The 25913-nt window shown below is 66.7% G+C and carries 24 protein-coding genes; 6 read left to right on the plus strand and 18 right to left on the minus strand.

From position 1 onward, the window contains the following. Window positions 1–87 precede the first annotated feature (87 nt). Window positions 88–849, plus strand: coding sequence for a methyltransferase domain-containing protein (locus OXM57_12885; protein MDE0353571.1), 762 nt, complete (start codon window positions 88–90; stop codon window positions 847–849). Between the two features lie 32 nt (window positions 850–881). Here the strand turns inward: OXM57_12885 and OXM57_12890 are convergent, their stop codons facing one another. Next, window positions 882–1244, minus strand: a complete 363-nt coding sequence (locus tag OXM57_12890; protein ID MDE0353572.1) for a hypothetical protein — start codon at window positions 1242–1244, stop codon at window positions 882–884. Between the two features lie 218 nt (window positions 1245–1462). Here OXM57_12890 and OXM57_12895 point away from each other — a divergent pair, with 218 nt between their 5' ends. Then, window positions 1463–2290, plus strand: coding sequence for a polysaccharide deacetylase family protein (locus OXM57_12895; protein ID MDE0353573.1), 828 nt, complete (start codon window positions 1463–1465; stop codon window positions 2288–2290). A 56-nt stretch (window positions 2291–2346) separates the two neighbouring features. Here OXM57_12895 and OXM57_12900 read toward each other — a convergent pair whose 3' ends face one another. The 14 genes from OXM57_12900 to OXM57_12965 all read right to left on the minus strand — a co-directional run bounded on the left by OXM57_12900 (window position 2347) and on the right by OXM57_12965 (window position 15787). Beyond that, on the minus strand, window positions 2347–2763 hold the full coding sequence (locus tag OXM57_12900; protein ID MDE0353574.1) for a hypothetical protein: 417 nt from the start codon (window positions 2761–2763) through the stop codon (window positions 2347–2349). Then, window positions 2738–3202, minus strand: coding sequence for a DUF433 domain-containing protein (locus OXM57_12905; GenBank protein ID MDE0353575.1), 465 nt, complete (start codon window positions 3200–3202; stop codon window positions 2738–2740). Before OXM57_12905 ends, OXM57_12900 begins: the two co-directional genes overlap by 26 nt. Window positions 3203–3557: 355 nt before the next feature. Continuing rightward, on the minus strand, window positions 3558–5324 hold the full coding sequence (locus OXM57_12910; protein MDE0353576.1) for an SLC13 family permease: 1767 nt from the start codon (window positions 5322–5324) through the stop codon (window positions 3558–3560). Between the two features lie 45 nt (window positions 5325–5369). Continuing rightward, on the minus strand, window positions 5370–6860 hold the full coding sequence (locus tag OXM57_12915; GenBank protein MDE0353577.1) for an NADH-quinone oxidoreductase subunit N: 1491 nt from the start codon (window positions 6858–6860) through the stop codon (window positions 5370–5372). 3 nt (window positions 6861–6863) lie between these two features. Then, window positions 6864–8447, minus strand: a complete 1584-nt coding sequence (locus OXM57_12920) for an NADH-quinone oxidoreductase subunit M (protein MDE0353578.1) — start codon at window positions 8445–8447, stop codon at window positions 6864–6866. A gap of 43 nt (window positions 8448–8490) precedes the next feature. Beyond that, entirely contained in the window at window positions 8491–10545 is a 2055-nt protein-coding gene (nuoL, locus tag OXM57_12925; GenBank protein ID MDE0353579.1) for an NADH-quinone oxidoreductase subunit L, read from the minus strand. A gap of 5 nt (window positions 10546–10550) precedes the next feature. Further along, window positions 10551–10856: an NADH-quinone oxidoreductase subunit NuoK gene (gene nuoK / locus OXM57_12930; protein MDE0353580.1), complete on the minus strand. Its 306-nt coding sequence runs from the start codon at window positions 10854–10856 to the stop codon at window positions 10551–10553. Between the two features lie 22 nt (window positions 10857–10878). Then, window positions 10879–11445, minus strand: coding sequence for an NADH-quinone oxidoreductase subunit J (locus OXM57_12935; protein ID MDE0353581.1), 567 nt, complete (start codon window positions 11443–11445; stop codon window positions 10879–10881). A 43-nt stretch (window positions 11446–11488) separates the two neighbouring features. Next, a complete protein-coding gene (locus OXM57_12940; GenBank protein MDE0353582.1) occupies window positions 11489–12010 on the minus strand; it encodes a 4Fe-4S binding protein in 522 nt (173 codons plus the stop codon). Beyond that, complete coding sequence (gene nuoH / locus OXM57_12945; GenBank protein ID MDE0353583.1) at window positions 12011–13006, minus strand: NADH-quinone oxidoreductase subunit NuoH; 996 nt, start codon at window positions 13004–13006, stop codon at window positions 12011–12013. It lies immediately after the preceding gene. Continuing rightward, window positions 13003–14187, minus strand: a complete 1185-nt coding sequence (locus OXM57_12950) for an NADH-quinone oxidoreductase subunit D 1 (GenBank protein MDE0353584.1) — start codon at window positions 14185–14187, stop codon at window positions 13003–13005. Before OXM57_12950 ends, nuoH begins: the two co-directional genes overlap by 4 nt. A 163-nt stretch (window positions 14188–14350) precedes the next feature. Next, on the minus strand, window positions 14351–14950 hold the full coding sequence (locus OXM57_12955; protein ID MDE0353585.1) for an NADH-quinone oxidoreductase subunit C: 600 nt from the start codon (window positions 14948–14950) through the stop codon (window positions 14351–14353). After that, a complete protein-coding gene (locus OXM57_12960) occupies window positions 14931–15431 on the minus strand; it encodes an NADH-quinone oxidoreductase subunit B (protein ID MDE0353586.1) in 501 nt (166 codons plus the stop codon). Before OXM57_12960 ends, OXM57_12955 begins: the two co-directional genes overlap by 20 nt. Beyond that, window positions 15422–15787, minus strand: coding sequence for an NADH-quinone oxidoreductase subunit A (locus tag OXM57_12965; protein MDE0353587.1), 366 nt, complete (start codon window positions 15785–15787; stop codon window positions 15422–15424). Before OXM57_12965 ends, OXM57_12960 begins: the two co-directional genes overlap by 10 nt. 400 nt (window positions 15788–16187) lie before the next feature. On the opposite strand from OXM57_12965, the gene OXM57_12970 reads away from it, so the two are divergent. Continuing rightward, on the plus strand, window positions 16188–17309 hold the full coding sequence (locus OXM57_12970) for an alkaline phosphatase family protein (protein MDE0353588.1): 1122 nt from the start codon (window positions 16188–16190) through the stop codon (window positions 17307–17309). Here the strand turns inward: OXM57_12970 and OXM57_12975 are convergent. The 3 genes from OXM57_12975 to OXM57_12985 form a co-directional block, all read right to left on the minus strand. Continuing rightward, window positions 17306–18604: a polysaccharide deacetylase family protein gene (locus OXM57_12975; protein MDE0353589.1), complete on the minus strand. Its 1299-nt coding sequence runs from the start codon at window positions 18602–18604 to the stop codon at window positions 17306–17308. The genes OXM57_12970 and OXM57_12975 overlap by 4 nt on opposite strands. Further along, window positions 18601–19566, minus strand: a complete 966-nt coding sequence (locus tag OXM57_12980; GenBank protein ID MDE0353590.1) for a quinone oxidoreductase — start codon at window positions 19564–19566, stop codon at window positions 18601–18603. Before OXM57_12980 ends, OXM57_12975 begins: the two co-directional genes overlap by 4 nt. Before the next feature lie 79 nt (window positions 19567–19645). Further along, a complete protein-coding gene (locus OXM57_12985) occupies window positions 19646–20716 on the minus strand; it encodes a glycosyltransferase family 4 protein (protein MDE0353591.1) in 1071 nt (356 codons plus the stop codon). A gap of 169 nt (window positions 20717–20885) precedes the next feature. On the opposite strand from OXM57_12985, the gene OXM57_12990 reads away from it, so the two are divergent. Genes OXM57_12990 through OXM57_13000 form a run of 3 tightly spaced genes read left to right on the plus strand, consistent with a single transcriptional unit; the run spans window position 20886 to window position 25862 of the window. Beyond that, window positions 20886–22067, plus strand: coding sequence for an amidohydrolase family protein (locus tag OXM57_12990; protein ID MDE0353592.1), 1182 nt, complete (start codon window positions 20886–20888; stop codon window positions 22065–22067). Between the two features lie 28 nt (window positions 22068–22095). Next, window positions 22096–24156 carry a hydantoinase/oxoprolinase family protein gene (locus OXM57_12995; GenBank protein ID MDE0353593.1) on the plus strand — a complete coding sequence of 687 codons (2061 nt, stop codon included), beginning with the start codon at window positions 22096–22098 and terminating at the stop codon, window positions 24154–24156. Beyond that, window positions 24153–25862: a hydantoinase B/oxoprolinase family protein gene (locus OXM57_13000; GenBank protein ID MDE0353594.1), complete on the plus strand. Its 1710-nt coding sequence runs from the start codon at window positions 24153–24155 to the stop codon at window positions 25860–25862. The genes OXM57_12995 and OXM57_13000 overlap by 4 nt, the downstream gene beginning before the upstream one ends. Window positions 25863–25913: the final 51 nt, after the last annotated feature.

The raw sequence follows: 25913 nt of genomic DNA on the forward strand, positions 1-25913 counted from the left end.
GAAGTAGCCTCTGGCCGAGCGCTTGCCAGGGAGATAACGATCGAGCAGCCCGAGAACGAGCTCTATACCCACGGGTACCACGAGGCCATTGTCAGCACCTTTGCGCGCCGCACGGCCGAGGAGTGCGCCGCTTTCCTGCTACCGCACCTGCGTGCGGGCGCAGTGGTGCTCGACATGGGTTCGGGGCCGGGGACCATAACCGCCGGGCTGGCCCGACGGGTGGGGCGCGTGATCGGCTTGGACGCCTCCGAGGAGATGGTGGAGGCGGGCCGGAGCCTGGTGGAGGACCGAGGGATCGACAACGCCACCTTCCGGCTCGGTTCGGCCTATGACCTTCCCTGGAGGAACGGCTACTTCGACGTGGTCTACGCCCACCAGTTGCTCCAGCATCTGGCCGAACCCGTGCGGGCCTTGCGAGAGGCCCGGCGGGTCCTCAAGCCCGGAGGCCTGCTGGCGGTACGCGAGGCCGACTACGGAACGATGGTCCACTCCCCCACGGATCCGGTTCTCATCCGGTGGCGCGATCTGTATCACCAGGTGACCTCGGCCAACGGGGGCGAGGCCGACGCCGGGCGCTTCCTGCTGTCCTGGGTCATGAGGGCGGGGTTCGCCGACCCGGTCGTCACGACGCGGACCACGACCTACGCCACTCCTGACGAACGCATCGCCTGGGGCGGCCTGTGGGAGGTGCGAATCATCGAGAGCGACTTCGCCGAGCACGCAACCAGACACGGGTTGGCGACGCGCGCCGAACTGGTCGAGATATCCGCCGCGTTCCGGCGCTGGACCGGCCGACCGGACGCCTTCTGGGCATTCCTCCACGCCGAGGTGCTGGCCGGCAACCCGTGACCATCCTCGTGTAGGGCGGGATCGGGACTCTCCTAACCCGTATCGCCGAAGAGTTCTCGCTCGAGGTGGTCAAGGAACCCGGCCGGATCCTTGCGCAGGGAGGCGATCAACTTCCTGTCCGCGGCCACGCGCCAGGTTCCCTCATCCCCCACCAGCACGGCCGGTAGGGACCCGGCCGTAGCCAGCTGTGACTCGGTCGCCACGTCCCGGTGGATCAACTCGATCGGCACGGCGCTCGACCGGCAGGCTTCGCGCCATGATCGCTTGCCGAAGGCGTTCCAACCGTGGGTCAGCTCGCACAATCCGCAGTCGCTCCGGCCCAGGACCTTGTCCACGGCGTAACGCAGCTCACCCGACAGCCCGCCGTCCGCGTTGTAGATTCCGACGACCCTCACTTGGCACCTCTTGAAACGCAGGTCTTGAACCTGCCCCTGTCCTCGAAACGATAGGCGCCACTGTGGCTATGAATTGCAACACCTGGCCATGCCACCTCACGAACTTCGAGGCGCGACCAGGCCTCCCGGGCATAGAATCGCGACATGGCCGGCAGGGGATCCGCGTCGCTTTGCTGACCGTCAGCGTCCGTGAATCAGCAAACGTGAAGGAGGAGAGGATGGACCCGAAATGGCCCGGTGGCAAGGCTGTGGCCGCCTTCTTCTCGTTCGACCTCGACGGCGAGTCGTGGCTGCTCTCCGTTGACCGGCGCAATGCCGGCCTCCCGATCACCATGTCACAGGCCGCGTACGGCCCCAAGGTCGGCGTCTACCGTATCCTCGACGTCCTGGCCGAACTCGAGGTCCCGTCCACCTTCTTCGTACCCACGTGGGTGGCCGAGCGTTATCCGGCTGCGGTTGAAGCGATCCTCTCAGGTGGACACGAACTCGGCTTGCACGGCCACGTGCACGAGCGTCCGGACCTCCTGTCCGAAGAGGAGGAGATCGAGGTCGTGGAACTCAGCATCCGGATCCTCACGGAGATGTCGGGCCGAGCGCCCATCGGCCACCGCGCGCCGGTGGCCGAGATCAGCCCGGCAACCAACCGCATCCTCGCCGAGAGGGGCGTCGAGTACACGTCGAACTACATGGACTCGGTCATTCCGTACTTCCACGACATCGACGGTCTCTCGCTTCTCGAACTGCCGATGCACTGGGCAGCCGACGACTGGGGATTCGCGATGGTCTCACCCAATGCCTACCCCGCACCGCACGTCAATCCGGTCACGACCAATGACCACGTCGTGTCCGTGTGGTCGTGCGAACTCGAAGGGATCCGGGAGGTGGGTGGACTGTTCACCCTCGTCAACCACCCCCAGGTCACAGGCCGTCCATACCGGATCGACACGTTGCGGCGGACCATCATGCTCGCCCGCGAGATGGACGCATGGATCGCAAACGGGGAAGAGATCAACGCTCATTGGAGGTCGCTGCCAGCGCCGGGGTAAGCGCTACCTTTCTCCTCTTGTGACGTTGGCGACAGCGATCGCTGATCCGCCTTTCGCTACGGGCCGGCAATCGGCATCTCAGTGATCCGGTCCTTGTGGACGGCGAACATGAACGGTCCTGATCGCTCACAGGCCTTAGTGATTCGTGGGAGGTTCCTTAGGTATCTTGCGGCCATCTCCTCACCGGTGAGGCTCTGGTTGGCGATATAGAAGCAGCGAACTCCGTGGGTTATCAGCGCTTGCCGGTTCTCACGGACCAGCCGGATTCGCTTGTCCTTGGTCAATGCAACCCAGCCGCTATCTCCAGCGAGTTCTAGCCACTCAGGATCGGTTACCTCCTCATCTCGCGGCCTGCCGTAGTGTTCGACCAACGTAATCAGGCACAAACCAGCCTCGCGGAGGATCCCGGGGACCTTGACCGAGCCCAGGCTACGATCGAGAAAGAGCCTAGGCAGCCCGTCTGGATGCGACACGTAATGCATCCTCCAAGTGAGAGGTCGGCACCCCGAACTCGGCCGTGAGTTCGCTGAGGGATTCCCCGGCCTGGAAGCGCTGGAGTACATCCTCAACCCGACATCCCCCGCGCGCGAAGATGGGAGCACCCGATGAACGCATCGGGTCAACGACGACCTCGGCCTCCCGATAGACGGGGACTCGGAAGAGTTCGACGTAGCCATCGGGCGCATAACTGAAGCCGCGGAGGTACTCCTCAATCACCTTCGCGAATAGGCACTGGCCACTTCGTATGACGACCAGTTCTCGTGCGGCTTGAGCGGCCTCAGCGTCGGGATGGCGCTCCGAGTAGTCGTATAGCAGTTCGGCTCCATCCGTGTACAGCTTCCTGGAAGCGAGAGCGTGGTGGATACCGAGTCCCTTCTGTAACTCCCGGAGCGCGGGGCGGATACGTTGCATGGGAACCCCGCTCTTGCGGATAGCGGCTAGAACCGTCGCCTCGGTCAGGCCGACAAAGGGTATAGAAGGGCGTCTCGGCCCATAAACATCCAGGTACGTAATGATGGGCTCTCCCCTAACCACCGGACGTTTTGGAGGCCTCCTTACGTAGCCTCGGGCCCACGTAGACAGCGTCGAGACTGGCACATCAATGATGCGCGCAGCCTCGGCGATGGTGTACAGGGGGTCTTCAAACCTGTAGAGATCAAGAGTGGTGATGGGTCCCCTCCGTCGTCGGCCCTATTCAAGCATCGACGAGGTGCCTTTCCCGGCAAGGTCGTCGGATCGCATGTCCGCCCGATCGGTACTGGACTCGTCAGAACGCCCAGAGGCGGGGAATGAAGATAGAGGACAGGATCCAGAAGAGGATGTTGAGCGGCATCCCGGCGCGCAGGAAGTCGGTGTACTTATATCCCCCGGGGTTGTAGATCATGGTGTTGGTCTGGTAGCCGACCGGCGTGGAGAACCCGGTGGAGGCGGCAAACGTGATGGCCATGAGGAACGGCCGGGGATCCACTCCGATCTGCTCGGCGGTGGAGATGGCGATCGGAGCCAGTAGCACCGCCGCGGCCGCGTTGCTCATCGTCTCGGTCATGAGGGCGGCCAGCAGGTAGATGGCCGCCAGGACCGCCACGGGTCCCAGATCCCCCACCAACCCGACTGCGAATTCGGCCATGACGCCCGCCACCCCGCTGGTGTTCATGGCGATGCCCAAAGGGAGTACTCCGGCCAGAAGGAAGATGACCTGCCAGTTGATGGCGTGGTAGACCTCCTCCGGGCGGAGAATGCGGGTCATCACCAGGGCGACACAGCCGAGAAGGGCGGCGGCCAGGATCGGGAGGACATCGAAGGCGGCCAGACCTACGACCGCCACGAGTATCCCGATGGCCAGCGGGGCCTTGCGCCGCAGGACCGAGCCGGGCACTTCGTTGAGGACGATGAAGTCGCTGCTGTTGCGCATCTCCCGTATCGCCGTTTCCTGCGCCTGTACCAGCAAGGAGTCACCCACGTCGAGTTTGATCGATCTGAGCTTGTCGTTGATGGTCTCGCCCTTGCGCTGCATCGCCAGCACCAGCGCCCGGTAGCGGCTTCGGAAGTCCAGGTCCTTGAGCGTGCGCCCTATCAGTGCCGAATCAGGTGCTACCAGGACTTGGACGAGGCGCAGGTCCTCGGTCTGGAGGGTCTCGTCGCGCAAGGTGAAGTCAGCGTCTATCCGCAGCCCCATCGTGCCGCGGAGGCGTATCAGGTCCGGCAGGGAACAATGCACGAGCAGCACGTCCTCGGGCTGGATGACTCGGCGGAGGGGAGCCCATCCTTCCTCGCCCGCATCAAGGACCCGCAGGACCGTTATGTCGTGGTCCTCGCCCAGCTTGCTGTCAAGCACCGAGCGGCCCACCAGCGGGGAATTGTGTCGGACCCTCAGCTCTGTCACGTACTCGCCCAGGTGATACGCGTCCGCCAGTTCCTTCACCTGGCGGTCGGGCAACAACCACCGTCCGAAGAGCAGGAAGAAGGCAACTCCCGCCACGAAGAGGATCAGCCCCATCCGGGTGAACTCGAACATGCTGAACGACCCGTACCCGGCCTGCTCGGAGATCGAACTGACCAGGAGATTGGTGGAGGTGCCGATCAGAGTGCACACCCCGCCGAACTGGGAGGCGTAGGAGAGGGGTATCAGGAGCTTGGAGGCCGATAGCCGCCGGCGGTTGGCGAGGAGGGTCACCAGGGGTATGAACACGGCAACCGCGGCCGTGTTGTTCACGAAGGCCGACATGATGGTGATCGTCACCATGATGACCACCAGAGCCGTGTAGTGGTTCCGGCTGAACCGCACCATGAGCCGTCCCACCGCTGCGGTGGCGCCCGTTTTCTGCACCCCGGCGCCCAGGACGAACATGCAGGCCACGGTCAGGGTCGCCGGGTTGCTGAAGCCGGAGAATCCCTCCTGGAGCGTCACCAGACCGAGGACCAGCAGCACTCCCAGCCCGAGCATGGCCACGATGTCCAGGGGGTACTTCTCGGAGATGAACAGCGCCACGATCCCGACGAGAATGACCACCACCAAGATGCCCTCGACGGTCATGTCAGCCCATCACTGGAGACGGTGGCAGGAGTTGAAGCGCGTACATCAGATGCCGGTGGTTACCACCTTGGCCAGGTCGGCGAAGACTCCGGCGAACTCGAACGGGAGGATGCCGGCCACCACCACGAAGATCGCCGAGATGCCCAGGGCCAGGGCCAGCGAGCCGCTCAGCGGGCGAGTGGCTGTGTCGGTCCCCTCGGGTACGTGATCCATCCACATGGTCTTGCCGATCCGGGCGTAGTAGACGAGGGCGATCACCGCGTTGACCGCCGCGATCACCGCCAGGGTGGTAGCCCAGGCATTGCCGGGGCGCAGGATGGCGAGGAACATGGCGAACTTGGCGTACCAGCCGGCCAGGGGCGGGATGCCGGCCAGGGAGAAGAAGAACATGGCGCCCAGCACGGCGAGGCGGGGGGCGTAGCGCCACATCCCGGCCCAGTCGTCGATCATGGTGCTGCCGGTGCGGCGGGCGCCCGCGATCACCACCCCGAAGGCCCCCAGGTTCATGAATGCGTAGATGATCACGTAGACGATGGTCGCCGACGCCGCCTCCTGGATCACCGCCGGATCGTTGCTCACGGCCGCGGCCGCGAACGGCACCAGGATGAAGCCCCCCTGGGCGATCGACGAGTAGGCCAGCATGCGCACCACGTTGTCCTGGCGTAGCGCCGTCAGGTTGCCCAGCGTCATCGACAGCGCGGCCAGCACCCAGAGGGCCGGGCCCCATATCTCGGTCACCGACGGCAGCGCCTTGTAGCAGAGCAGCAACAGCCCGACGAAGCCGGCCGCCTTCGAGCCCACCGACAGGTAGGCCGTAACGGGCGTGGGAGCGCCCTCGTAGGTGTCCGGCGCCCAGAAATGGAAGGGCACCGCCGTCACCTTGAAGCCGAAGCCCACCAGGGTGAAGAGCACGGCCAGCCGGAAGGCCCCGCTGTCTAACAGGTCGGCCCCGGCCTCCCGGATGCCCTCGTAGGTGACCGAGCCGGTCAGTCCGTAGAGGAACGACATGCCGTACAGCAGGATGGCGGTGGACAGCACCCCGAGGATGAAGAACTTCAGTGAAGCCTCGTTGGATTTGGCGTCGCCCTTTCGCCATCCGGCCAGCAGGAACAGGGGCCCGGTGACCAGCTCGAGACCGACGAACAAGGTGATCAGATCTCTTGAAGATGCCATCACCAGCGAGCCCAGGATCGAGGTGAGCATCAGCAGGTAGTACTCGCCCTGGTAGTAGCGGTCGCTCTCGATATAGGACACCGACATCAAGAGCACCAGGTAGCCGCCCACGATGAACACCGCCTTGAGGACCAGGGCGAACCCGTCCACCACGTAGAGCCCCCCCAACATCGACCTGGTCTCGGGACCGTCACCGAAGGCCAGCGTCAGGAGCGGCACCGCCGCCAGCGCCAGGCCCAGCACCCCGGCGAAGGCGGTCCAGTACTTGCGGGGACGCGGCAGCGCCACGTCGAGCGCCAGCACCACCAGGATGGTGGCGGCTACGACCAGCTCAGGCGCGAGCGCGTGGTAGTCGAGGTCCATCCATCAGCCCCCGAAAGCGGTCCGGGCCAGGTTGACAACGGCGTCAGTGGTGGCCCCCAAAACGATCCGCGGGTAGACGCCGATGGCGACGATGGCCACGATCAGCGGCGCCCAGGCCAACCACTCGGTGGGCCCCACATCGTTGAACTCGTGGTCGGACCACTCGGCCTTGGGCTCGCCCAGGTTGACCCGCTGGAGCATCCATAGCATGTACCCGGCGGTGAGGACGGTTCCCATGGCGCCGATCACCATGTAGGTCTGGAACTGGCTCAGGCTGAGCCCGGCGAGGGGACGGTAGGCGCCCAGGAGCGACATGAACTCGCCCCAGAACCCGGCCAGGCCGGGCAGTCCCAGCGAGGCCATGGCGGTGAAGGCGAAGATGCCGCCCATCCAGGGCATGAGCTTCTGGTTGCCGCCCAGGCGGGCGATCTCGCGGGTGTGGTAACGGTGATGCATCGAGCCGGCCAGGAAGAAGAGCAGGCCGGTGATCAGGCCGTGGGCGACCATGCCGATCAGCGAGGCGTTGAAGCCCACATCGGTCATGGTGGCTATGCCCAGCATGACGAAGCCCATGTGCCCCACCGAGGAGAAGGCGATCAGGCGCTTCACGTCGGTCTGGGCCAGGCAGGCCAGGGAGCCGTAGATGATGCCGATCACCGCCAGCAGGCCGATGAAGGGCGCCCACTCCCGCGCCATGTCGGGGAGGATCGGGATGCTGATCCGGAGGAAGGCGTAGGAACCGAGCTTCAGCAGGATCGCCGCCAGGAGCACCGAGCCGACCGTCGGCGCGGCCGTGTGGGCGTCGGGGAGCCAGGTGTGGAAGGGCCACATGGGCACCTTCACGGCGAAGCCCAGGAACATCGCCCCGAACACCAGGAAGGCGAACGTGCCGCTCCCGAAGGCGTTCCGCGATCCGAGCTCGATCAGGGTCGGGATGTCGAACGTGTTGTGCCCGAGGAAGTCGCCGGACCGGAAGTAGAGGGCGAGGAAGCCGAGCAGCATGAAGGCCGAGCCGAACAGGGTGAAGATGAAGAACTTGATGGCCGCGTAGAGCCGCATCGTCACCGTCCGGCCCAGCACCGGGATGCGGCGCTTGGCGCTGTCCCCCCAGATCCCGATCATGAAGTACATGGGCAGCAGGACCAGTTCGAAGAAGATGAAGAAGAGAACCAGGTCGAGCGCCACGAACGTACCGTTCATGCCGGTGGCCAGGAGCAGTATCAGGGCGAGGAAGCCCCGGACGTTGCGGGGCTCGTCCCAGTGGTCCCACGAGTAGATGACAGCCAGCACGGTCACCACCGCCGACAGGACCAGGAGCGGCAGGCTGATGCCGTCCACCCCGATGTGGTACCGGGCGCCTATGGCCGGGATCCAGCTCTGGGAGACCTCGAACTGGAACTTCTCCGACCCTCCGTAGTTGAAGTTGGCGGCCACCGCGACGGCCAGCACCGCGGTCAGTCCGGTGGTGAGGAGGGCCAACCACTTCTGGGCGTCCTCCCGGGCCTTCGGCACGGCGAACAGGGCTAGCGCGCCCGCAGCGGGCAGGAACACGATGAGGCTGAGCCCCGCGGATTCGAACCAGTCCATGTCGCTCGTCCTTCCTCTGTCTTCTCTCGAGTTCCCTTACCGCCTAGGTGACAAGCACGAAGGCCACTACCAGCAGCAGGGCGCCCACCACGAAGGCTCCTGCGTATTGCTGCACCTTGCCGCTCTGGAGGAGCCGCAGCTTCCCGCCGACACCTCCCGTCCCGCCCGCCGCGGCGTTGAGCAACAGGTCGATGCCCTGCTGGTCCAGGCGGCCGTAAACCAGCCCTCCCAGCCAGGCGGTGACCGCGCCGACGCCGTTGATGACCGCGTCGATGACGTAGCCGTTCACCCAGTCGACGGCCCGGGCCAGAGGACCCTTGATCGGGTTGACCACACCTTTCATGTAAAGGTCGTCGATGTAGTACTTGTTGTGGAGGAGCGGGTACAGCACCGGGATCCGGAGCCGGTCCCGCGCCTGCTGGGTCTCAGCGTCCGGAGCGAACAGCCTCCAGCCCAGGGCTATGCCCGCCACCGCCGCGATCAGGCCGTAGGCGGCCAGATCCCACTCGATCGCCTTGGGGTGGTAGTCCCCCATGGGGACGATGCGGGCGCCCACCCAGTCCGTGAAGTTGCGGATCGGACCCCACGACACGCCGGGGATGTTGAGCAGGCCGGCGATCACGCTGGGAACCGCCAGGGCCACCAGCGGGGCGGTCATGACCGGGGGGGACTCGTGGGGATGGCCATGGCCCTTGTAGGTGCCGAAGAAGGTCAGGGCGACGGTGCGGGTCATGTAGAAGGCGGTCACGAACGCGCCCAGAATCGCCACCCACATGAACGCGGTGTACCCCTCGTGGCCGAGCGTGGCGAGGATCTCGTCCTTGGACCAGAAGCCGGCCAGCGGTATCACGCCGGCCAGCGACAGCGAGCCCACCACGAAGGTCCAGAAGGTGACCGGCATCTCCTTGCGCAATCCCCCCATGTCGCTCATGTTGTTGGAGTGGACCGCGTGGATCACCGAACCGGCACCCAGGAAGAGCAAAGCCTTGAAGAAGGCGTGGGTGAACAGGTGGAACAGGCCGGCCGTGTACCCGCCGACCGCCACCGCCGCCATCATGTAGCCCAGCTGGGAGACGGTGGAATAGGCCAGCACCCGCTTCAGGTCGTCGGCCACGAGGGCCAGGAAGCCGAGCACGAACAGGGTGATCACCGCGATGGTCACCATCCAGGGCCGGGCCTCGGTCGCCATCTGCTGGTAGAGAGGGAAGGTCCGGGCCATCAGGTAGATGCCGGCGGTGACCATGGTGGCGGCATGCATCAGGGCCGAGACGGGGGTGGGGCCGGCCATGGCGTCCGGTAGCCAGACATGCAGGGGAAACTGGGCCGACTTGCCCATCGCCCCGAAGAAGAGCAGCAGGGCGCCGGCCACCGCTACCCCTCCCAGCAGGTCGCTGTGGGCATCGGCCGCCGCGCTGAGCGCCGAGAAGCGGAACGTGCCCAGCGCCGGCACCAGGAGGATCGTCCCGAGGATCAGACCCACGTCGGCCACTTTGTTGGTCAGGAAGGCCTTCACCGCCGCGTCGCTGTTCTCCTTCTCCTCCCAGTAGTGGCCGATCAGCAGGTAGCTCGCCAGACCGACCCCCTCCCAGCCGATGATCAACTGGATCAGGTTGGGCGCTCCCACCAGGACCAGCATCGAGCCGGCGAACAGCGACAGGGAGGCGAAGAACCACGGCACCCGGATGTCGCCCTTCATGTAGCCGTGTGCGTAGACGAAGACCAGGAAGCCCACGAAGGCCACCACCCAGTACATCATGATCGACAGGCCGTCCACCACGAACCCCAGCTCGAACGACAGGTTGCGATCGGTGATCCCGAGGGTGCCGATCTCCGCGATGGTGAGGTTCACCTCGCGGTAGATGCCTCCGGTCATGTTCTGGACGAACAGCACGCTGGCCCACAGGAGGTTGACCCCCATGGCGCCGATGGCCAGCTCGGCGCCGAGTCCCTTCATGCGCTTGCCCACCAGGATGATCGCCAGGAAGGCCGCGAAGGGCAGCACCAGCATGATCCAGGCGGTCTCGGCGAAGAAACCGCCGGACGACAGGTCGCCCGCTCCGCCGTCCCCGGCGGCCAGGATCAGGGGTGCCGAGGCCACCGCGCTCACCATCGCATCAGGTCCAGTTGGTCGATGTTGCCCGAGGCGCGGTTACGGAACACCAGGAGGATGATGGCCAGGCCGATCCCGACCTCGGCGGCGGCGATGGTGATGACGAAGATGGCGAAGATCTGGCCGTGGGCGGCGGCCGTGTTCCAGAACGCCTCGAACGCGATCAGGTTGATGTTCACCGCAGCCAGCATGAGCTCGACCGCCAGCAGGACCGTCACGGCGTTGCGGCGCGACAGCAGGCCGTACACCCCGATCGAGAACAGGAGCGCCCCCAGGACCAGGAACTGGGTCAGGACCATGCCGGGCTCCGGCGGATCGGGGTCATACCCGGGCTCCCTCCTCCTCCTCGGCGGGGGTGAGGTCCTTGCGGGCAAGGGTGATCCCGCCGATGAGGGCCGCCAGCAGGACGAAGCCGACCGCCTCGAACGGGATCAGGTAGCGGTTGATGAACCCCTCGCCCAGGATCCCGGTGGCGGTGGCCCGGCCCACCGCGGGGAGCGGGTCGCTGAAGCCGCCCATCTGAGTGGCGACCGCGTTGATGAGCCAGAAGGTCACCGCGAACACCCCGAGCGCGGCGACCGCAGCGGGCCAGCGGGTGTCGTGGCTGAGGTTGGTCTCCCGCCCGATCGGAGCCCGGGTGATCATGATGCCGAACAGGAAGAGCACCACCACCGCGCCGATGTAGACCAGGACCAGCACCCAGGCCACGAACTCGGCCGACAGGAGGATGAACAGCCCGGCCGAGGCGGCCAGGGCCAGGACCAGGAACAGGGCGGCGTGGACCACGTTCCGGCTGGTCACAACCCGGAGCGCCGCTATCACCATTGGGATCGCCATGGCCAGGAAGGCCCAGTTGACGGGTTCGGCGATCCACTCGGAAAAGGTCATCCGACCCGTCCTGCCGTTTGGCCGTCACGGGCCGGCGCCGCGGTCACGACTGGGCCCCCAGGCCCTTGGGCACCGTCTCCATCCAGTCCTGGAGGCGATCCATGTCGTGCATCATCGGCCCCATGTCGTACTCCGAGTACTCGTACTCGGGAGTCCAGAACAGGGCGTCGAAGGGGCAGACCTCCACGCAGATACCGCAGTACATGCAGAGGGCGTAGTCGATGTCGAAGCGGTCCAGGGTGGCCCGGGCTCTAGGCCTCCCGCCGGGACGGGACGGTGGCTTGATCTCCTTGTGGCCCTCGATGTAGATACACCAGTCGGGGCAGGACCGGGCGCACAGCATGCACACCGTGCAGGCTTCCTGCTCCAGGGCGATGACCCCCCGTGCGCGGGGAACGGGGGTCTCCTTGACCTTGGGGTAGTTGACGGTGGACCGCAGGCCCACTCGCCCGCCGGACAGGTTGAATGCCCAGGTCCGGAGCATGGTCGTGAAGGTGACCCGCAGGCCGGCCAGCATGCCGAGCTTGGGCACCTTGGTGAGCGAGGGCAACCGGGGGAGTTTCATTTATAGCACCACCTTCAGTACCGCGGTCACGATGATGTTCACGATCGCTATCGGAATCAACCACTTCCAGGCCAGGGTCTGGAACTGGTCCTCCCTCAGCCTGGGGAGGGTCCACCGCAACCAGATCATCAGGAATACCAGCACACCGACCTTGGCGAACAGGATGATCGGCGAGAAGAGGGTCTCGGGATTGATGCCCCACAAGCCGTAGCCACCCAGGAACAGCGTGGCGGCGATCACCGACATCGAGAACATGTTGGCGAACTCGGCCAGGAAGAAGAACAGGAACCGGAACCCCGAGTACTCGGTTACGTAGCCCATCACCAGTTCGGATTCGGCGATCGGCATGTCGAAGGGGAGACGGGTCAGCTCGGCCAGGGTGGCGATCATGAAGATCGCGAAACCGATGAACTGGGTCAGGAGGAACGGCCAACCCTGGGCCACCTGCGCCGACACGATGCCCTGCATCGACATCGTTCCGGCCTGGATCACCACCCCGACCGTGGCGAGCACCAGCGGCAGCTCGTAGGCGATCAACTGGCCGGCCGCCCGGAGCCCTCCGATCATCGAGTACTTGTTGGCCGACGACCATCCGGCCATGAGCACGCCGATGGTGCTGACCGACGAGATGGCCAGGGCGTAGAAGATCCCGACCTCCAGGTCGCGCACGATCCCGTAGCGGGGCGAAGGGTGGATGGGCACGATCACCAGCAACGCCATCGTCCCCAGCATCACCAGGGCGGGCGCCCACTTGAAGACGGGGCGGTCCGCCTCCTCGGGGATGATGTCCTCCTTCTGGATGAACTTCACCCCGTCGGCGATCAGCTGGGCCCACCCGAACCGCCCGCCGGCGAAGTACGGGCCCACCCGGCTCTGCATGTGGGCGGAGAGCTTCATCTCGGCATAGCCGATCACCATGCCGATCACCGGGACCACCGCCGCCGCCACCGCCAGCTTGATGGCCAGCAACCACCAGAACGTCAGCTCCAGGCTCATCGGTCGACGTCTCCGAGCACGAAGTCGAGCGACCCCATGATGGCGATGAAGTCGGGGACCAGGGCTTCCTCAAGGATCCAGGGCAGGATCGAGAGGTTGGAGAACGAGGCGGACCGGATCTTGAGGCGGTACGGCCCGAGACCACCCAAGGACACCAGGTGATAGCCCATCTCGCCCTTCGGGTTCTCGGCCCGAACGTAGGTCTCGCCGGCCGGGACCTTGATGATCCGGGGTACCTTGGCCTGGAGCGGACTCGACGGCAGGCCGTCGATGGCCTGGGTGATGATGCGGCACGATTGGCGGATCTCCTGGAGACGCACCCACCACCGGTCCCAGCAGTCACCGTTGCGACCCACCGGGACATCGAAGTCGAAGTCGGCGTAGGGCAGGTAGTCCGACACCTTTCTCAGGTCGAACCCGACGCCCGAGGCTCGCAGGTTGGGTCCGGAGACCCCGTAGGAGGCCGCGATGTCGACCGGCAGGACCCCGACATCCTTGGTGCGCGCCAGGAACACCTCGTTGCCCGCCACCAGGTTCTCGATCTCGTCGCACGTGGCGAGCACCTTCGTCATTGCATCCCTGGTCTCGGCCAGGAAGCCGGAAGGTATGTCCATACCGGCCTTCTTGGTGACCGGGCCGGCTGCGTAGACGGGCTTGACCCCCCCGAGACGGTTGAAGTTGGGGTGGAAGCGGCCTCCGGTGACCGACTCCAGCAGGTCCAGCACCCTCTCCCGTTCCCGGAGGGCGAAGAAGAGCGGCGTGGCGGCGCCCAGCTCCAGCGGGTAGGAGGCCATGAACACCAGGTGGGAGGAGATCCGCGCCATCTCGGTCAGCACCAGCCTGATCCACTGCGCCCGGGGCGGGGCCTCGACACCCATCAGGCGCTCGGCCGCCACCACGAACGGGACCTCGTTGGCGAACCCCGACACCCAGTCGATCCGGTTGATGATGGTGATGATCTGCGGGTAGGTGCGAACCTCCGACAGCTTCTCGTAGCCCCTGTGCATGTACCCGATGACCGGGCGGACGTTGGTGGCCCGCTCGCCGTCGACCGTCGCCACCAAACGCAGCACGCCGTGCGTGGAGGGATGCTGGGGACCTATGTTGAGGGTCATGCCCTCCGTCTCCAGCTCGACCGAGACGGCTGCCTCCGACAGGTGATGAGCGAAAGTACCTTGCATCAGTGGTCTGCCTGTGAAATGGCGCCGTGATATGTGCCGCCAGCGGCGTTCCTCGCAAGGCCCGCTGACGAAGGCGTACCCGCAGCGGTACGTTGAGGAGGCGGAACGCAGCGAGGGGCGTCGCTGGCACGCAGAGCACGGCGGAGGTTTTGCAGGTAGACCACTAGTTCCCAGGGTTCTCGGTTGACGGGCTGCCGTCCTCGGGCATGTCCTCGACATCAACCTTGCCGGGCCAGGGCTTCACTTCCCTGCTCAGCAACGGGAAGTCCTTGCGGAGTGGGTAGCCCTCGAAGGAGTCGGGCAGGTAGAGCTTGGTGAGATCCGGATGGCCCACGAAATCGATGCCGAACATCTCGGCGGCCTCCCGCTCGTGCCAGTTGGCGCCGGGATAGACATCGGCCACGCTCGCGATGGATGGTAAGTCGTGGTCGAGGTCGGTCGAGATTATGGCCAGGTTGCCGTCAGACAGGTCGGAGACCGCGCACAGCAGCTCGTAGCGCTCCTCCACCGGTTCGTCGGGCTCATCACCCACCGCCACCTCGTTCGTCCAATCGGTGGCGGACAGCCAGGACAGGAACACCAGACCCAGGTCACCGGAGGTAACGGTCAGGGCCTCCTTCCAGGCCGAGGGCGCCACCCGCACCTTGACGGTCCCGTGGGCCACCTCGGCCCGGCCGCCCACCGCTGCGGCCACCCGGTCGGCGAACTCCTCGAGCGCGTCGGCTGCTTCGGAGACGGCGTTCTCAGACGGGCTGGCGGTCACGCTGCTTCCACTTGTCGCGCACGTCCTCGTCCTTGATCTTCTGCTGCAGCAGGACGATCCCGTCCATCAGGGCCTCCGGCCGGGGAGGGCAGCCGGGGACATAGACATCCACCGGAATGATCTGATCCACCCCCTTGGTGACCGAGTAGGAGTCCCAGTAGGGGCCGCCGCAGTTGGAGCAGGAGCCCATCGATATCACGTACTTGGGCTCGGGCATCTGCTCGTAGAGGCGCTTGATAGCCGGGGCCATCTTGTCGGTCACGGTTCCGGCCACCACCATCAGGTCGGCCTGCCGCGGCGAGGCGGGCAAGGGGATGATCCCGAAGCGCATGAAGTCGTAGCGCGGTCCGGAGGCGGCCATCATCTCGATGGCGCAGCAGGCCAGGCCGAACTGGAACAGCCAGAGCGAGTAGCGGCGGGACCAGTTGAGCAACCACGAAACCGGTTTCAGGCCCCCGAAGCGATCAGCGACTACTCCCACCGGAGCACCCCTTTGCGCACCGCGTACAGGAGCCCTTCGAGGAGCGTCAGGATGAAGACGGTGATGGCTATAACCCCCGGCATGCCGAGTTCCTCGGACACCACCGCCCACGGGAAGATGAACACCGCCTCCACGTCGAACAGCACGAACAGCAGGCCGAAGATGTAGTAGCGGACGAAGGTCTGGTTCCAGCCCTCCCCGACCGCGTCGACACCGCACTCGTAGGTGGCGACCTTTTCCCGGGTGGGGTTGGAGGGCCGCACCAGGTAGGTGATCCCCAGCGTGAGGGCCACCAGCAGGACTCCGAATGCGGCGAATGCAGCCACCGCGACGTAGTCCTGGAAGTATTCGCTCACGGTCGTTCCACCCGTCGCCTTGGTCGCCCTGTTCCCGGCCGTTCGAGTCCGGTTCCGCCCCTCCTCAGCCGGTCGGTGCTGGGACCACGGTCGCGGCGGCTCGAACCCTGGCGAGTATAGGTACCAACCCGAGACGGATTGAATTCACGCCGCCTTTGACCTAGTGGTCTGTCTGCGAAACAAACGGGTGCTCTGGCGGCCATCGGCGCCCCGTCGCTTCGTTCCGCTTCCTCTACGTACCGCTGCGGGTACGCCTTCGTCAGCGGGCCTTGCGAGGAACACCGCTGCCTCGCCATACCACACCGCCATTACACAGACAGACCACTAGGACGAAATGCGGTGCCGAGCCGAGTCCGGCACGCCCTCATCCGGGTGACCGGTGAACCGCTAGCGTTCGGGGGTGACCGAGACCGCCCCGCTCCGGATCCCGGACTACTCGGGAGGATCCCTGCCCAACCTCGTCGCCGAGTTGGAATGGCGGCTGACCGGGTCGGCGCCCTCCGCTCGACTCCATCCCCACCTGTCCGACCGGATCCCCGACGCGGCCAGCTACGTCCTGCTGATGATCGACGGGCTCGGCGCCCACCAACTGGACCACCGTAGGGCCTCGTCCCTGGCGGCGGCCCGGCAGGGAACGCTGGACGCCCCGTTCCCGACCACCACCACGGTCAGCCTCGCCACAGTGGCGAGCGGGCTCCCTCCGAGCCGGCACGGCGTGATCGGACACTTCATGCTGCTGGACGACCACCCCCATCCGGTCAACGTGCTCCGGTGGGTGGACAGCACCGGCCGTCCCGTCCCCGTCCGGAGCCACACCATTCCGAGCCCCAACCTGTGGGAGCGACTGGCGGCCGCAGGCATCGAGCCCATCACCGTGCAACCGCGCGGCTACTCGGATACTCCCCTTACCCGCGTCCTGTACCGGGGTTGCCGCTTCGAAGGGGTCGACGGCATGTCTGATTTCGTCCAGGCGGTGCTGGACCTGGCTCCCGTTCCCGGACGCCTGGTGTTCGCCTACTTCCCGGACGTGGACATCTCGGCCCACGTGCATGGGTTCGGCAGCGAGGCCTACGCAGATGCCCTCTCCCAGGCAGCCAATGCCTGGGAGCGCCTCTCCGTCCTGCTTCCTCCCCAAGTCCGGATGGTGGGAACGGCGGATCACGGGCTGGTTTCCATCGAGAAGGCCGGCAAGCACCGAATCCGGAGGCGTCACCATCCTGACCTGGTGCTCTATGGCGATCCACGCTCTCTCTACGTCCGGGGCCCCGCCAGTCGGATCGAGACGCTTGGAGCCGAGATCCCGGCTACCTGGTACCCGGCAAGGCGCATCGAGTCCTGGTGGGGTCCACCCGGCGACCCGGCGGAGGATGCGGCTCGGCGGGCGAGGCCGGACGGCGCCTTCCTGGCTGACGCCGGCCGGGTGCTACTCCCCGGCCACATGGACCGGCGCATGGTGGGGTATCACGGCGGCCTGGACCCCCGCGAGGTCAGGATCCCTTTGCTGGTGGCCGCCGCGACCTAGTGGGTGCAGATGGGCTCGAAGCGCATGCCCTGACCCGACATCTGCTGGAGGGCCAGATCCAGTCCCTGCACGGTGCGCGTACGATCGCCGCCGCCGTCGTGCATCAGGATGATGCCACCATCGACCGCGCCCGCCACGATCCGTCGGGCGATCATGTCCGGGGTCAGGTCGAGCCAGTCGTTGGCGCTGGCGCTCCACATGATCACATCCAGGCCCTGCTCCTCCGCTCTCTGCCGGGCGAGATCGTCAATCGCCCCGTAGGGAGAGCGCATGCAGGCGGTTGCGTTGGCTCCGAGGATCTCCTGGGCCCGCTCGAGCGTCCGGTCTATCGCCTCGCCCGACAGCTTCGTCAGGTTCTCGTGATTCCAGGTGTGGTTGGCCACCGTGTGGCCCTCGAGCAGGATCCTGTTCAGCACGTGGGGAAAGCGCTCGACCATCGCCCCGACCACGAAGAAGGTGGCGCGTGCCCCGTATCGCCGCAGCAAGTCGAGCACCTCGGCGGTATGCACCGGATGTGGGCCGTCGTCGAAGGTCAGGTAGACCACCGGACCGGAGGGCGGACCGAGGTCGAGGGAGCGGATCGTGGCGGTGATCTCGTAGTCGGCAGGCTGATCGGCGGTGGAGACCACCTCCAGCAGCCAGGTCGCGTTCGCCGGCAGGACGAGGGAGGCCCGTCTCGGCCGCTCTCCCGGCAAGCCGGCCACGTCCTCACCCAGCCCGGCGTCCAGCCACACGCCGTCGGGCGCGCCCAGCGTGAAGGTGTACTGGACGTCGGCCAGCGCATCTATCACGTACGGCAGGCGGTCGCCGGGCGCGACCGTACCGGCGATAGTGATCAGGTCCTCGCCGGGTGGGAAGTCGATGGTCATGCCGGTCGGCGCCGGTACCGGATCCTCGCCCTCGAGGACGTCCTCCGTAGCGGGCCCGGTCTTCTCGGGCGTGGCCTCCACATCCGGCTCGGCATCGGGCTCCACCGGCGTCGCCGGGTCGTCGGTGACGGGCCCGGCCTCCGGCTCGACCACCTCCGGCGACTCCTCGATGACCGGTTCGGGTACGGCCGGCTGCGCCTCCGCCTCGGTCAGCTTGTCGGCGGCCGGGGCAGCGGTAGTGGACGGCGCAGAGGACGTTGGGGCGGGTTCGGGGTCCGCAGGCCGGGTGGATGGAACGGCCGGTTCGGAAGGAGGTGGAGTGTCCGGCGCCACCGCAGGCGGGGTGGTGGTCGAGCACGCGGCAACCAGTCCGGCCAGCACCAAACCGATCGTTACCCGTCGCGCCTGCCCCGTACCGCGCTTCACGGCTCGATGAGCACCTTGCCCGTGGTAGCACGCCCTTCGAGTGCTCGGTGAGCGTCGGCGGCCGCCTTGAGCGGGAACCGTGCCCCGATCCGTACGTCCATCCCGCCGGCCACCCAGGCGAACAGTTCCTCGCTGCGTGACAGCAGAGCCGGTCGGGTGGCAACGTGATGGAACAAGGTCGGCCGCGTGAAGAAGATCGAACCGTTGGCGGTGAGATCCAGCGGGTCGATGGGATCCACCGCGCCGGAGGCGTTGCCGAACGCCACCATCAACCCGAACGGGCGGAGCAGACCGAGCCCGGCCGGGACCGTCGCCTTCCCGACACCGTCGTACACGACATCCAGCGGCCTGGGGCCTCCGATCTCCTCCACCCGCTTGGCGAAGTCTTCCTGCGTGTACACGATCACATGGTCGGCGCCCGCCGCCTTGGACAGCTCGGCCTTGGCCTCGGTTCCCACCGTGGTGTAGACCGTGGCGCCCAGCCGCTTGGCGATCTGTGTGAGCAGCAAACCGACGCCGCCGGCGCCGGCATGGATGAGACAGACCGATCCCGGCTCGAGGGGGTAGGTGTCGACTGCCAGGTAGTGGGCGGTGAGACCCTGGCACATCAGCGCCGCCGCCTGGTCAGGTGATACGCCGTCGGGGACCGGAACCAGCTGATCGGCGGGCACCCTGGCGAGTTCAGCGTACGCCCCCGGTACGGTTCCCCAAGCCACCCGGTCTCCCACCGCCACCTCGGTGACGTCCCCGCCGACCGCCGTGACCGTGCCCGCGGCCTCGATTCCGGGGATAAAAGGTACTTCGACGGGATAGAGCCCGCTGCGGTGGTAGGTGTCGATGAAGTTCAACCCTGCGGCAGCGACCTCGACAACGGCTTCGGCCGAACCCGGTACGGGATCAGCGGTCTCCACCAGCTCCAGCACTTCGGGACCGCCGAGCTCGGATATCACGATGGCCCGCATCGATACTCTCCTCCCCTGCCCTCCGGTTGGCGATAGACGGTAGTCATAAGCCCGTCACAGGCGCGGTATAGGCCTCGGATCAGATGCCGTCCACCGCCTGGCGAAGGGCGGAATCGAGACGCCCGGCCACCGATTCCCACGAGAAATGCCGCTCGGCGTGGGCGCGGGCCGCCGCACCCATCTCCGGACGCTGCTCGAGAGCCAATCCGACCGCCTCCGCGATCTGGCCGGTAGTGACGGCCAGGTATCCGGTCACCCCCGGCACCACGGTCTCGGGAGCTCCGCCCGACGTGCCGGCGACCACCGGGACGCCGGTGGCGGAGGCCTCCAGGTAGACGATCCCGAGGCCTTCGATCTCCAGGCCGAGCCACCGGGATCGGGCCGGCATCACGAACACGTCGCACGACCGGTAGAGATCGGGAAGCTCCTCCCAGGCGGCGTCGGTGACGACCTCGACCGGAATCGCGGCCCGGGCCGCGCGGTTGCGGACCCGGCCTTCCAGCCGGCCCCGCCCGGCCAGGAGCACGGACACGGGGGTACCGGCCGCGCTGAGCCGCTCGGCGGCCGCCAGCACCCGCAGATGGCCCTTGCGAGGCACCAGACGCGATATGCACCCGATCACGGGCCGGTCGCGGCCACAGGTGGAGGCGCCCGGAGTGAAGGTGTCCAGATCCACTCCCGCCCCCAGCACCGTGGTCCGGACGGCGCCCATGCGCTCCACCCGGCGCGCCGTGTACCGGGAGACCGTCAACACCAGGGAGGCACGGCGAAACGTCCGGCCGAGAAGCTGGCGGACACCCGGTACGGCTCCCGGCAGGGTCACCTCCGCACCGTGCGCCATCACCACGTAGGGAAGCCCGAACGTCCGGCTGAGACGAGGGCCGAGCTGGGCGAGCGGATGGGGCGCGCCGAAGAGCAGGACATCCGGCTCGAACTCCACCATCTGCCCGGCGATCCACTCCCGTACCCGAGAGGTGGGCCACATGAACTTCCAGCCGGACCGGGCCACGTGGGGTTCCGCGGGCGCCCCCGGGTGAGCCGGGGCCAGCACCCGGATACAGGCCGAGGAGTATCTGACCAGATTGGACAGGTACTGCTGGATCCCGCCCGGCCGGGGTGGATAGTCGTTGGTGATGAGCAGCACCCGCATCAAGCCCGACGCTACCGGCTGCCCTTGCCGCTGGCACTACCGTTCCTCAATCACGCCGCCGTTCTCTTCGGGGAACGAATGAGGAAGCGGCCAGGCAATCCGTCCGGGGTAGCCCAGGGCTGGCCGGGCGCGCGTACCGTTGCACGAAGAATCGATCAGGAGATGGCAAATGTGGTTGACCGATGCGCGGGTTGTGGATGTCGTCACCGGGGAGATTCGAGACGGGGTCAGCGTCGAGGTATCGGATGGAAGGATTGGCGCCGTCAGCAGGCAGCCGGGCGCCGGCGAGCGGATGAGCCTCGGTGGGCGCTATCTGGTGCCGGGACTGATCTCCGTTCACACCCACCTGTCTGTGGTGTACCCGTTCTCGGACACCGATGAGAACGAGAACCCGGGCCTCACCGTGCTCCGGGCCTACGGGCGGGCGCAGGATGCACTCCGGGCGGGCGTCACGACCATCCGCTGCGTCCATGAGCTGAACCGGGCCGACCTGCTGCTCGCCGAGGCGGCCCGGGCGGGATGGGCCGATGTGCCGAGGATCGTCGGCGCCGGCCGGGCGATCGGAGCCCCGGGAGGACACGGGGAAGGTGTCGGCAGCGTGTTCGCCGAAGGACCGGACGCATTCCGGGAGGCGGCTCTGGCCGAGTTGGACGCGGGTTGTTCCCACATCAAGGTGTTCATCACCGGCGGTATCGCCAACCTGGGCGAGACCTTCGATGAGCCGGAGATGACCGAGGCCGAGATGCGGGCGACTGTCGACGCCGCGGCCGAGCGCGACACGTACGTGGTGGCCCACGCCGCCTCGTCCCTCGCCATCAACTGGGGGCTCGACGCCGGCATCCGCTCCTTCGAGCACGCCTACGACCTGGACGAGGCGACGGCCGGCCGGATGGCGGCGGAGGGCGTGTTCCTCACCCCCACCCTGTGCGTGACCAGCTCGCAGGAGTGGATGCGCTGGAGGGGGTTCGAGGAGTTCCAGATCGAGAAGTCTCTCGAGGTACACCCCTCCCACCTGGCCAGCATCCGCCGCGCCGTGGCCGCGGGGGTGACGATGGTCAATGGGACCGACTACCCGCCGGGCGACCCCATCGACGACACCTCCGTGACGGTGCACGAGATGGGGCTCATGGAGGGCGCCGGGCTTAGCCCGCAGCTGGCCCTCGCCGGCGCAACTTCCAATGCCGCCCGCCTCTTGGGAATGGAGGCGGAAATCGGTACTGTTGAAGAGGGTAAGGTCGCCGACCTGGTCGCCGTTGAAGAAAACCCGCTGGCCGACGTGGCGGCGATGCGAGATATCTCCTTCGTCATGCAGTCCGGGCGAGTGGTGCGGGACGACCGGCCGGCCGCCTGACCGCAACGCCTCCTCTCCGAAGTTGAGCATGACCGAACGCAGACACCGCTTGGCGGTGGACATCGGCGGAACCTTCGTCGACGCCATCGCCTACGACGAGCAGAGCGGGAAGATCACGGTGCGGAAGTCCCCCACCACCCCCGCGGCGCCGGCGGACGGCGTCATCACCGCCACCCGAGCCACCGGCGCCTCCCTGGAGGAGGCATCGGTGTACACCCACGGCACCACGCTGGGGCTCAACGCCATCCTGGAACGCAGGGGGTCGGTCACCGGCATCATCACCAACGCCGGGTTCCGGGACATCTTCGAGATCGCCCGCGGCGACCTGCCCCGCGGCTCCATGTACGACTTCCGCTACCGGCGGCCGGAGTTGCTGGTCAAGCGCCGCCACACGGTGGGGGTTCCGGGACGCATCGACCACCGCGGCAAGGTGGTGGAGGAGCTCGACCACGATGCGGTGATCGAGGCGGGCCGCCTGCTCTCGGAGCGAGGCGTGGAGTCGGTGGCGGTCTGCTTTCTCCACTCCTACGCCAATAGTGAGCACGAGAAGGCGGCCAAGAGCATCCTGACCAAGGCCTTCCCGGATCTGTCGGTCTCGGTATCGGTCGACCTGGTGAGGGAGTACCGCGAGTACGAGCGAACGTCGACGGCGGTGACCGACGCCTATATCCGTCCGATCCTCGGCAGGTACCTCACCGATCTGGAGGACCGGCTCCGAGACGGGGGATTCGACGGCTCCTTCCTGATCATGCGTTCGGCGGGGGGAGCTATGACCTCGGAGATCGCCCGCGTGTCGCCGCTCCTGACCGTCTTCTCCGGCCCGGCGGGCGGCATCGCCGGAACCATCAGCCTGGGGGAGGCGACCGGCCGCTCCTCCCTCATCTCCTTCGACGTGGGGGGGACCAGCCTCGACGCCTGCGTCATCGTGGACGGCGCCCCCACCGAGGTCTACGAAGCCGAGATCGAGGCCCTGCCGATCCGCATTCCGGTGTTCGACATCCGCACCATCGGGGCGGGAGGAGGGTCCATCGCCTGGATGGACAAGGGGCTCCTCAGGGTCGGCCCCCGGAGCGCCGGCGCAGTACCGGGACCGATCTGCTACGGGCGGGGCAATACCGAACCCACCGTGACCGACGCCGCCCTCTGCCTCGGATACCTGGCGGCCGACGAGTTCCTGGGAGGCGAGATGAGCCTCGACGAGGCCGCCGCGGTCCGCGGCGTGACCGAGAAGCTGGCGGAGCCGCTCGGCATGTCCACGGAGCGGGCCGCCGCCTCTGTCTTCGACGTGCTGCTGGCCCGTACGGTGGGCGCCATCCGGGAGATCACGGTGGAGAGGGGTCTCGACCCCAGGGAGTTCTCGCTGGTGGCCTTCGGGGGGGCGGGGCCGATGCTGGCGCCGCTCCTGGCCAGGGAGATGGACCTGCCCGAAGTGGTGGTGCCGGCCGCCCCGGCCGTGTTCTCCGCCTGGGGGATGCTCATGTCGGACCTGGAGTACGACTTGGGCCAGACGGTGCTCACGATGCTCGACGACGCCGCCCTGGCCCAGGTAGAAGGGGTGTTCGCACAACTCGAGAGCGAGGCCGACCAGGTGCTGGCCGCCCAGTCCGTACCGCCCGGTAGCCGGGTGCTGCTGAGGCGCCTGGACCTGCGCTACAACGGCCAGGAACACACCCTGTCGGTGGAGTTGCAGGAGGCCGACGACACGGGCTCGGTGATCGACCGGTTCCATCGCAGGCACGTCGAGCGCTACGGGCACAGCCTGACGGAGGAGGTCCAGATCCTCACCGCCCGGGTCAGGGCGATCGGTCGCCTGGAGAAACCGTCCGCCCTCCTAGGGGGGAGCCATACGGCGGCGACAGCTGCAACGGAGAGCCGCGCCGGCGAGCGACAGGCCTTCGATTTCGCCACCCGGCAGAGCCGCCCGTTCCCCATCTACGAGCGGAGCCTGCTGGAGGCGGGGGTCGAGATCGACGGTCCCGCCATCATCCGTGAGCCCACCTCGGTCACGATCATCCACGGCGACCAGACAGCGGTCCCGGATGCCTCGGGCAACCTTGTGGTAGGTCTCCGGGAGAAAGTGGCGAGATGAGCAAGACCCAGGCCCTCGACGGCGCCACCGTGGAGGTGATCCGCCACTACCTGAACTCCACGTCCGAGCAGATGCGGCGCACCCTGGTACGGACCGCCTTCAACCCGGTGATCTACGAGGTCCTGGACTTCGGCATATCCATGTACGACCGCCACCGCCGGCTGATCTCCGAGTCGACCGGAATACTCACCTTCCTGGGCGCCAACGACTACGCCATCCACAAGGGTGTGGAGAAGGTGGGGGTCGAGAACCTCCACCCCGGCGACGTGGTGATGATCAACTATCCCTACTGGAGCGGGGCCCACGTGTCCGACGCCATGCTGTTCACCCCGGTCTTCTGCGAGGGAAGCGAGCTTCCCGACGCCTACCTGGCGGTGCGGGCTCACTGGATGGACCTGGGCGCCAAGGATCCCGGCTACGTCCTGGACTCCACCTCCATGCACCAGGAGGGCCTGATCATGCCCGGTGTCAAGTTGATCCGCCGGGGGAAGATCGATGAGCAGATCATGGCCATCCTGCGGTACAACTCCCGGATGCCCGAGACCATCATCGGGGACTTTCATGCCCAGATCTCCGCGCTACGGGTGGGCGAGCGCCGCCTCCACCAGATCTGGGAGAAGTTCGGCCTGGAGAAGGTCGACGCCGCCATCGACCGCATCATCGAGCACGGGGCGCAGACAGCCGCCGAGGCGGTGCGGGCCATGCCCGACGGGCAGTGGTCGGCCCATGACTGGCTGGACGACGACGGCATCTCCCACGATCTCATCAGGATGGCGGTAACGGTCACCATCGAAGGCGAGAAGTTCATCGTCGACTACGGCGACTCCGACGACGCGGTACCGGGGCCGGTCAACATGCCTTTCGGGAAGACCTCGAGCCTGGCCAAGTCGGTCTTCAAGTCCCTCACCACTCCCGACACCCCCGCCAACCACGGCCACTTCGAGCCCCTGACGGTGTCCTGCCCGCCCGGGAACCTCTTCCATGCCGTCTACCCGGCGGCCACCTTCACGCTGTGGACGGGAATGGCGGCCTTCGAGTTGATCAACAAGGCCCTGGCGCAGGGGATGGACGAGATCAACGCCTCCTCAGGTTCGGACGAGCCGGGTTTCATGGCGGTGGGAACCCATCCCGAGACCGGGGAGATCTACGCGGTAAGCAACAACGAGGGTATCGGCTGGGGCGCCACACCCGACTACGACGGGGCCACCGCTCTCCAGCATCCCTCCACGACGGCGGTGCGGAACACCTCGATGGAGGTCCTGGAGCACAAGTCCCCGATCTTCCACGAACGCCTTGAGTTGCGGGAGGACTCGGCCGGCGCAGGGAAGTGGCGGGGAGGCCTGGGCATCTGCCGCGAGGTGAGGTTCCTGGCCACCGGAGAGATGCTGTCGATGAAGAAGAAGACCAAGACCAAGCCCTGGGCGCTGCGGGGCGGGCACGAGCCGGAGACCAACGCCATGATCGTGTGGCCCGACACCGACCGTGCCCACCGGGCGCGGATGGAGAGGTTCACCATGCAGCCGGGCGACCGGTTCCGCAACCTCTCGGGGGGTGGGGGCGGTTGGGGGAGCCCTCTCGATCGCCCCATCGAGCTGGTGCGGGAGGACGTCCTCGACGGGTATGTATCACCGGAGCAGGCCGAGAAGGTCTACGGCGTCAAGGTGGCGGCGGACGGGACCGCCACTCCGGTCGGGAAGCGTCAGTAGTTGCTAGTTGCTAGTTGCTAGTTGCTAGTTGCTAGTTGCTAGTTGCTAGTT

It is taken from the genome of bacterium (assembly GCA_028820935.1).
Taxonomy (GTDB): domain Bacteria; phylum Actinomycetota; class Acidimicrobiia; order Spongiisociales; family Spongiisociaceae; genus Spongiisocius.

What these genes read in the sequence shown, in the direction of transcription:
- OXM57_13000 (MDE0353594.1), top strand. Translation starts at nt 24,153, where the DNA reads ATGAGCAAGACCCAGGCCCTCGACGGCGCCACCGTGGAGGTGATCCGC.
- OXM57_12995 (MDE0353593.1), top strand. Translation starts at nt 22,096, where the DNA reads ATGACCGAACGCAGACACCGCTTGGCGGTGGACATCGGCGGAACCTTC.
- OXM57_12950 (MDE0353584.1), bottom strand. Translation starts at nt 14,187, where the DNA reads ATGCAAGGTACTTTCGCTCATCACCTGTCGGAGGCAGCCGTCTCGGTC.
- OXM57_12940 (MDE0353582.1), bottom strand. Translation starts at nt 12,010, where the DNA reads ATGAAACTCCCCCGGTTGCCCTCGCTCACCAAGGTGCCCAAGCTCGGC.
- OXM57_12905 (MDE0353575.1), bottom strand. Translation starts at nt 3,202, where the DNA reads ATGCAACGTATCCGCCCCGCGCTCCGGGAGTTACAGAAGGGACTCGGT.
- nuoH (MDE0353583.1), bottom strand. Translation starts at nt 13,006, where the DNA reads ATGAGCCTGGAGCTGACGTTCTGGTGGTTGCTGGCCATCAAGCTGGCG.
- OXM57_12990 (MDE0353592.1), top strand. Translation starts at nt 20,886, where the DNA reads ATGTGGTTGACCGATGCGCGGGTTGTGGATGTCGTCACCGGGGAGATT.
- OXM57_12920 (MDE0353578.1), bottom strand. Translation starts at nt 8,447, where the DNA reads ATGGACTGGTTCGAATCCGCGGGGCTCAGCCTCATCGTGTTCCTGCCC.
- OXM57_12895 (MDE0353573.1), top strand. Translation starts at nt 1,463, where the DNA reads ATGGACCCGAAATGGCCCGGTGGCAAGGCTGTGGCCGCCTTCTTCTCG.
- OXM57_12985 (MDE0353591.1), bottom strand. Translation starts at nt 20,716, where the DNA reads ATGCGGGTGCTGCTCATCACCAACGACTATCCACCCCGGCCGGGCGGG.
- OXM57_12935 (MDE0353581.1), bottom strand. Translation starts at nt 11,445, where the DNA reads ATGACCTTTTCCGAGTGGATCGCCGAACCCGTCAACTGGGCCTTCCTG.
- nuoK (MDE0353580.1), bottom strand. Translation starts at nt 10,856, where the DNA reads ATGGTCCTGACCCAGTTCCTGGTCCTGGGGGCGCTCCTGTTCTCGATC.
- OXM57_12910 (MDE0353576.1), bottom strand. Translation starts at nt 5,324, where the DNA reads ATGACCGTCGAGGGCATCTTGGTGGTGGTCATTCTCGTCGGGATCGTG.
- OXM57_12915 (MDE0353577.1), bottom strand. Translation starts at nt 6,860, where the DNA reads ATGGACCTCGACTACCACGCGCTCGCGCCTGAGCTGGTCGTAGCCGCC.
- OXM57_12980 (MDE0353590.1), bottom strand. Translation starts at nt 19,566, where the DNA reads ATGCGGGCCATCGTGATATCCGAGCTCGGCGGTCCCGAAGTGCTGGAG.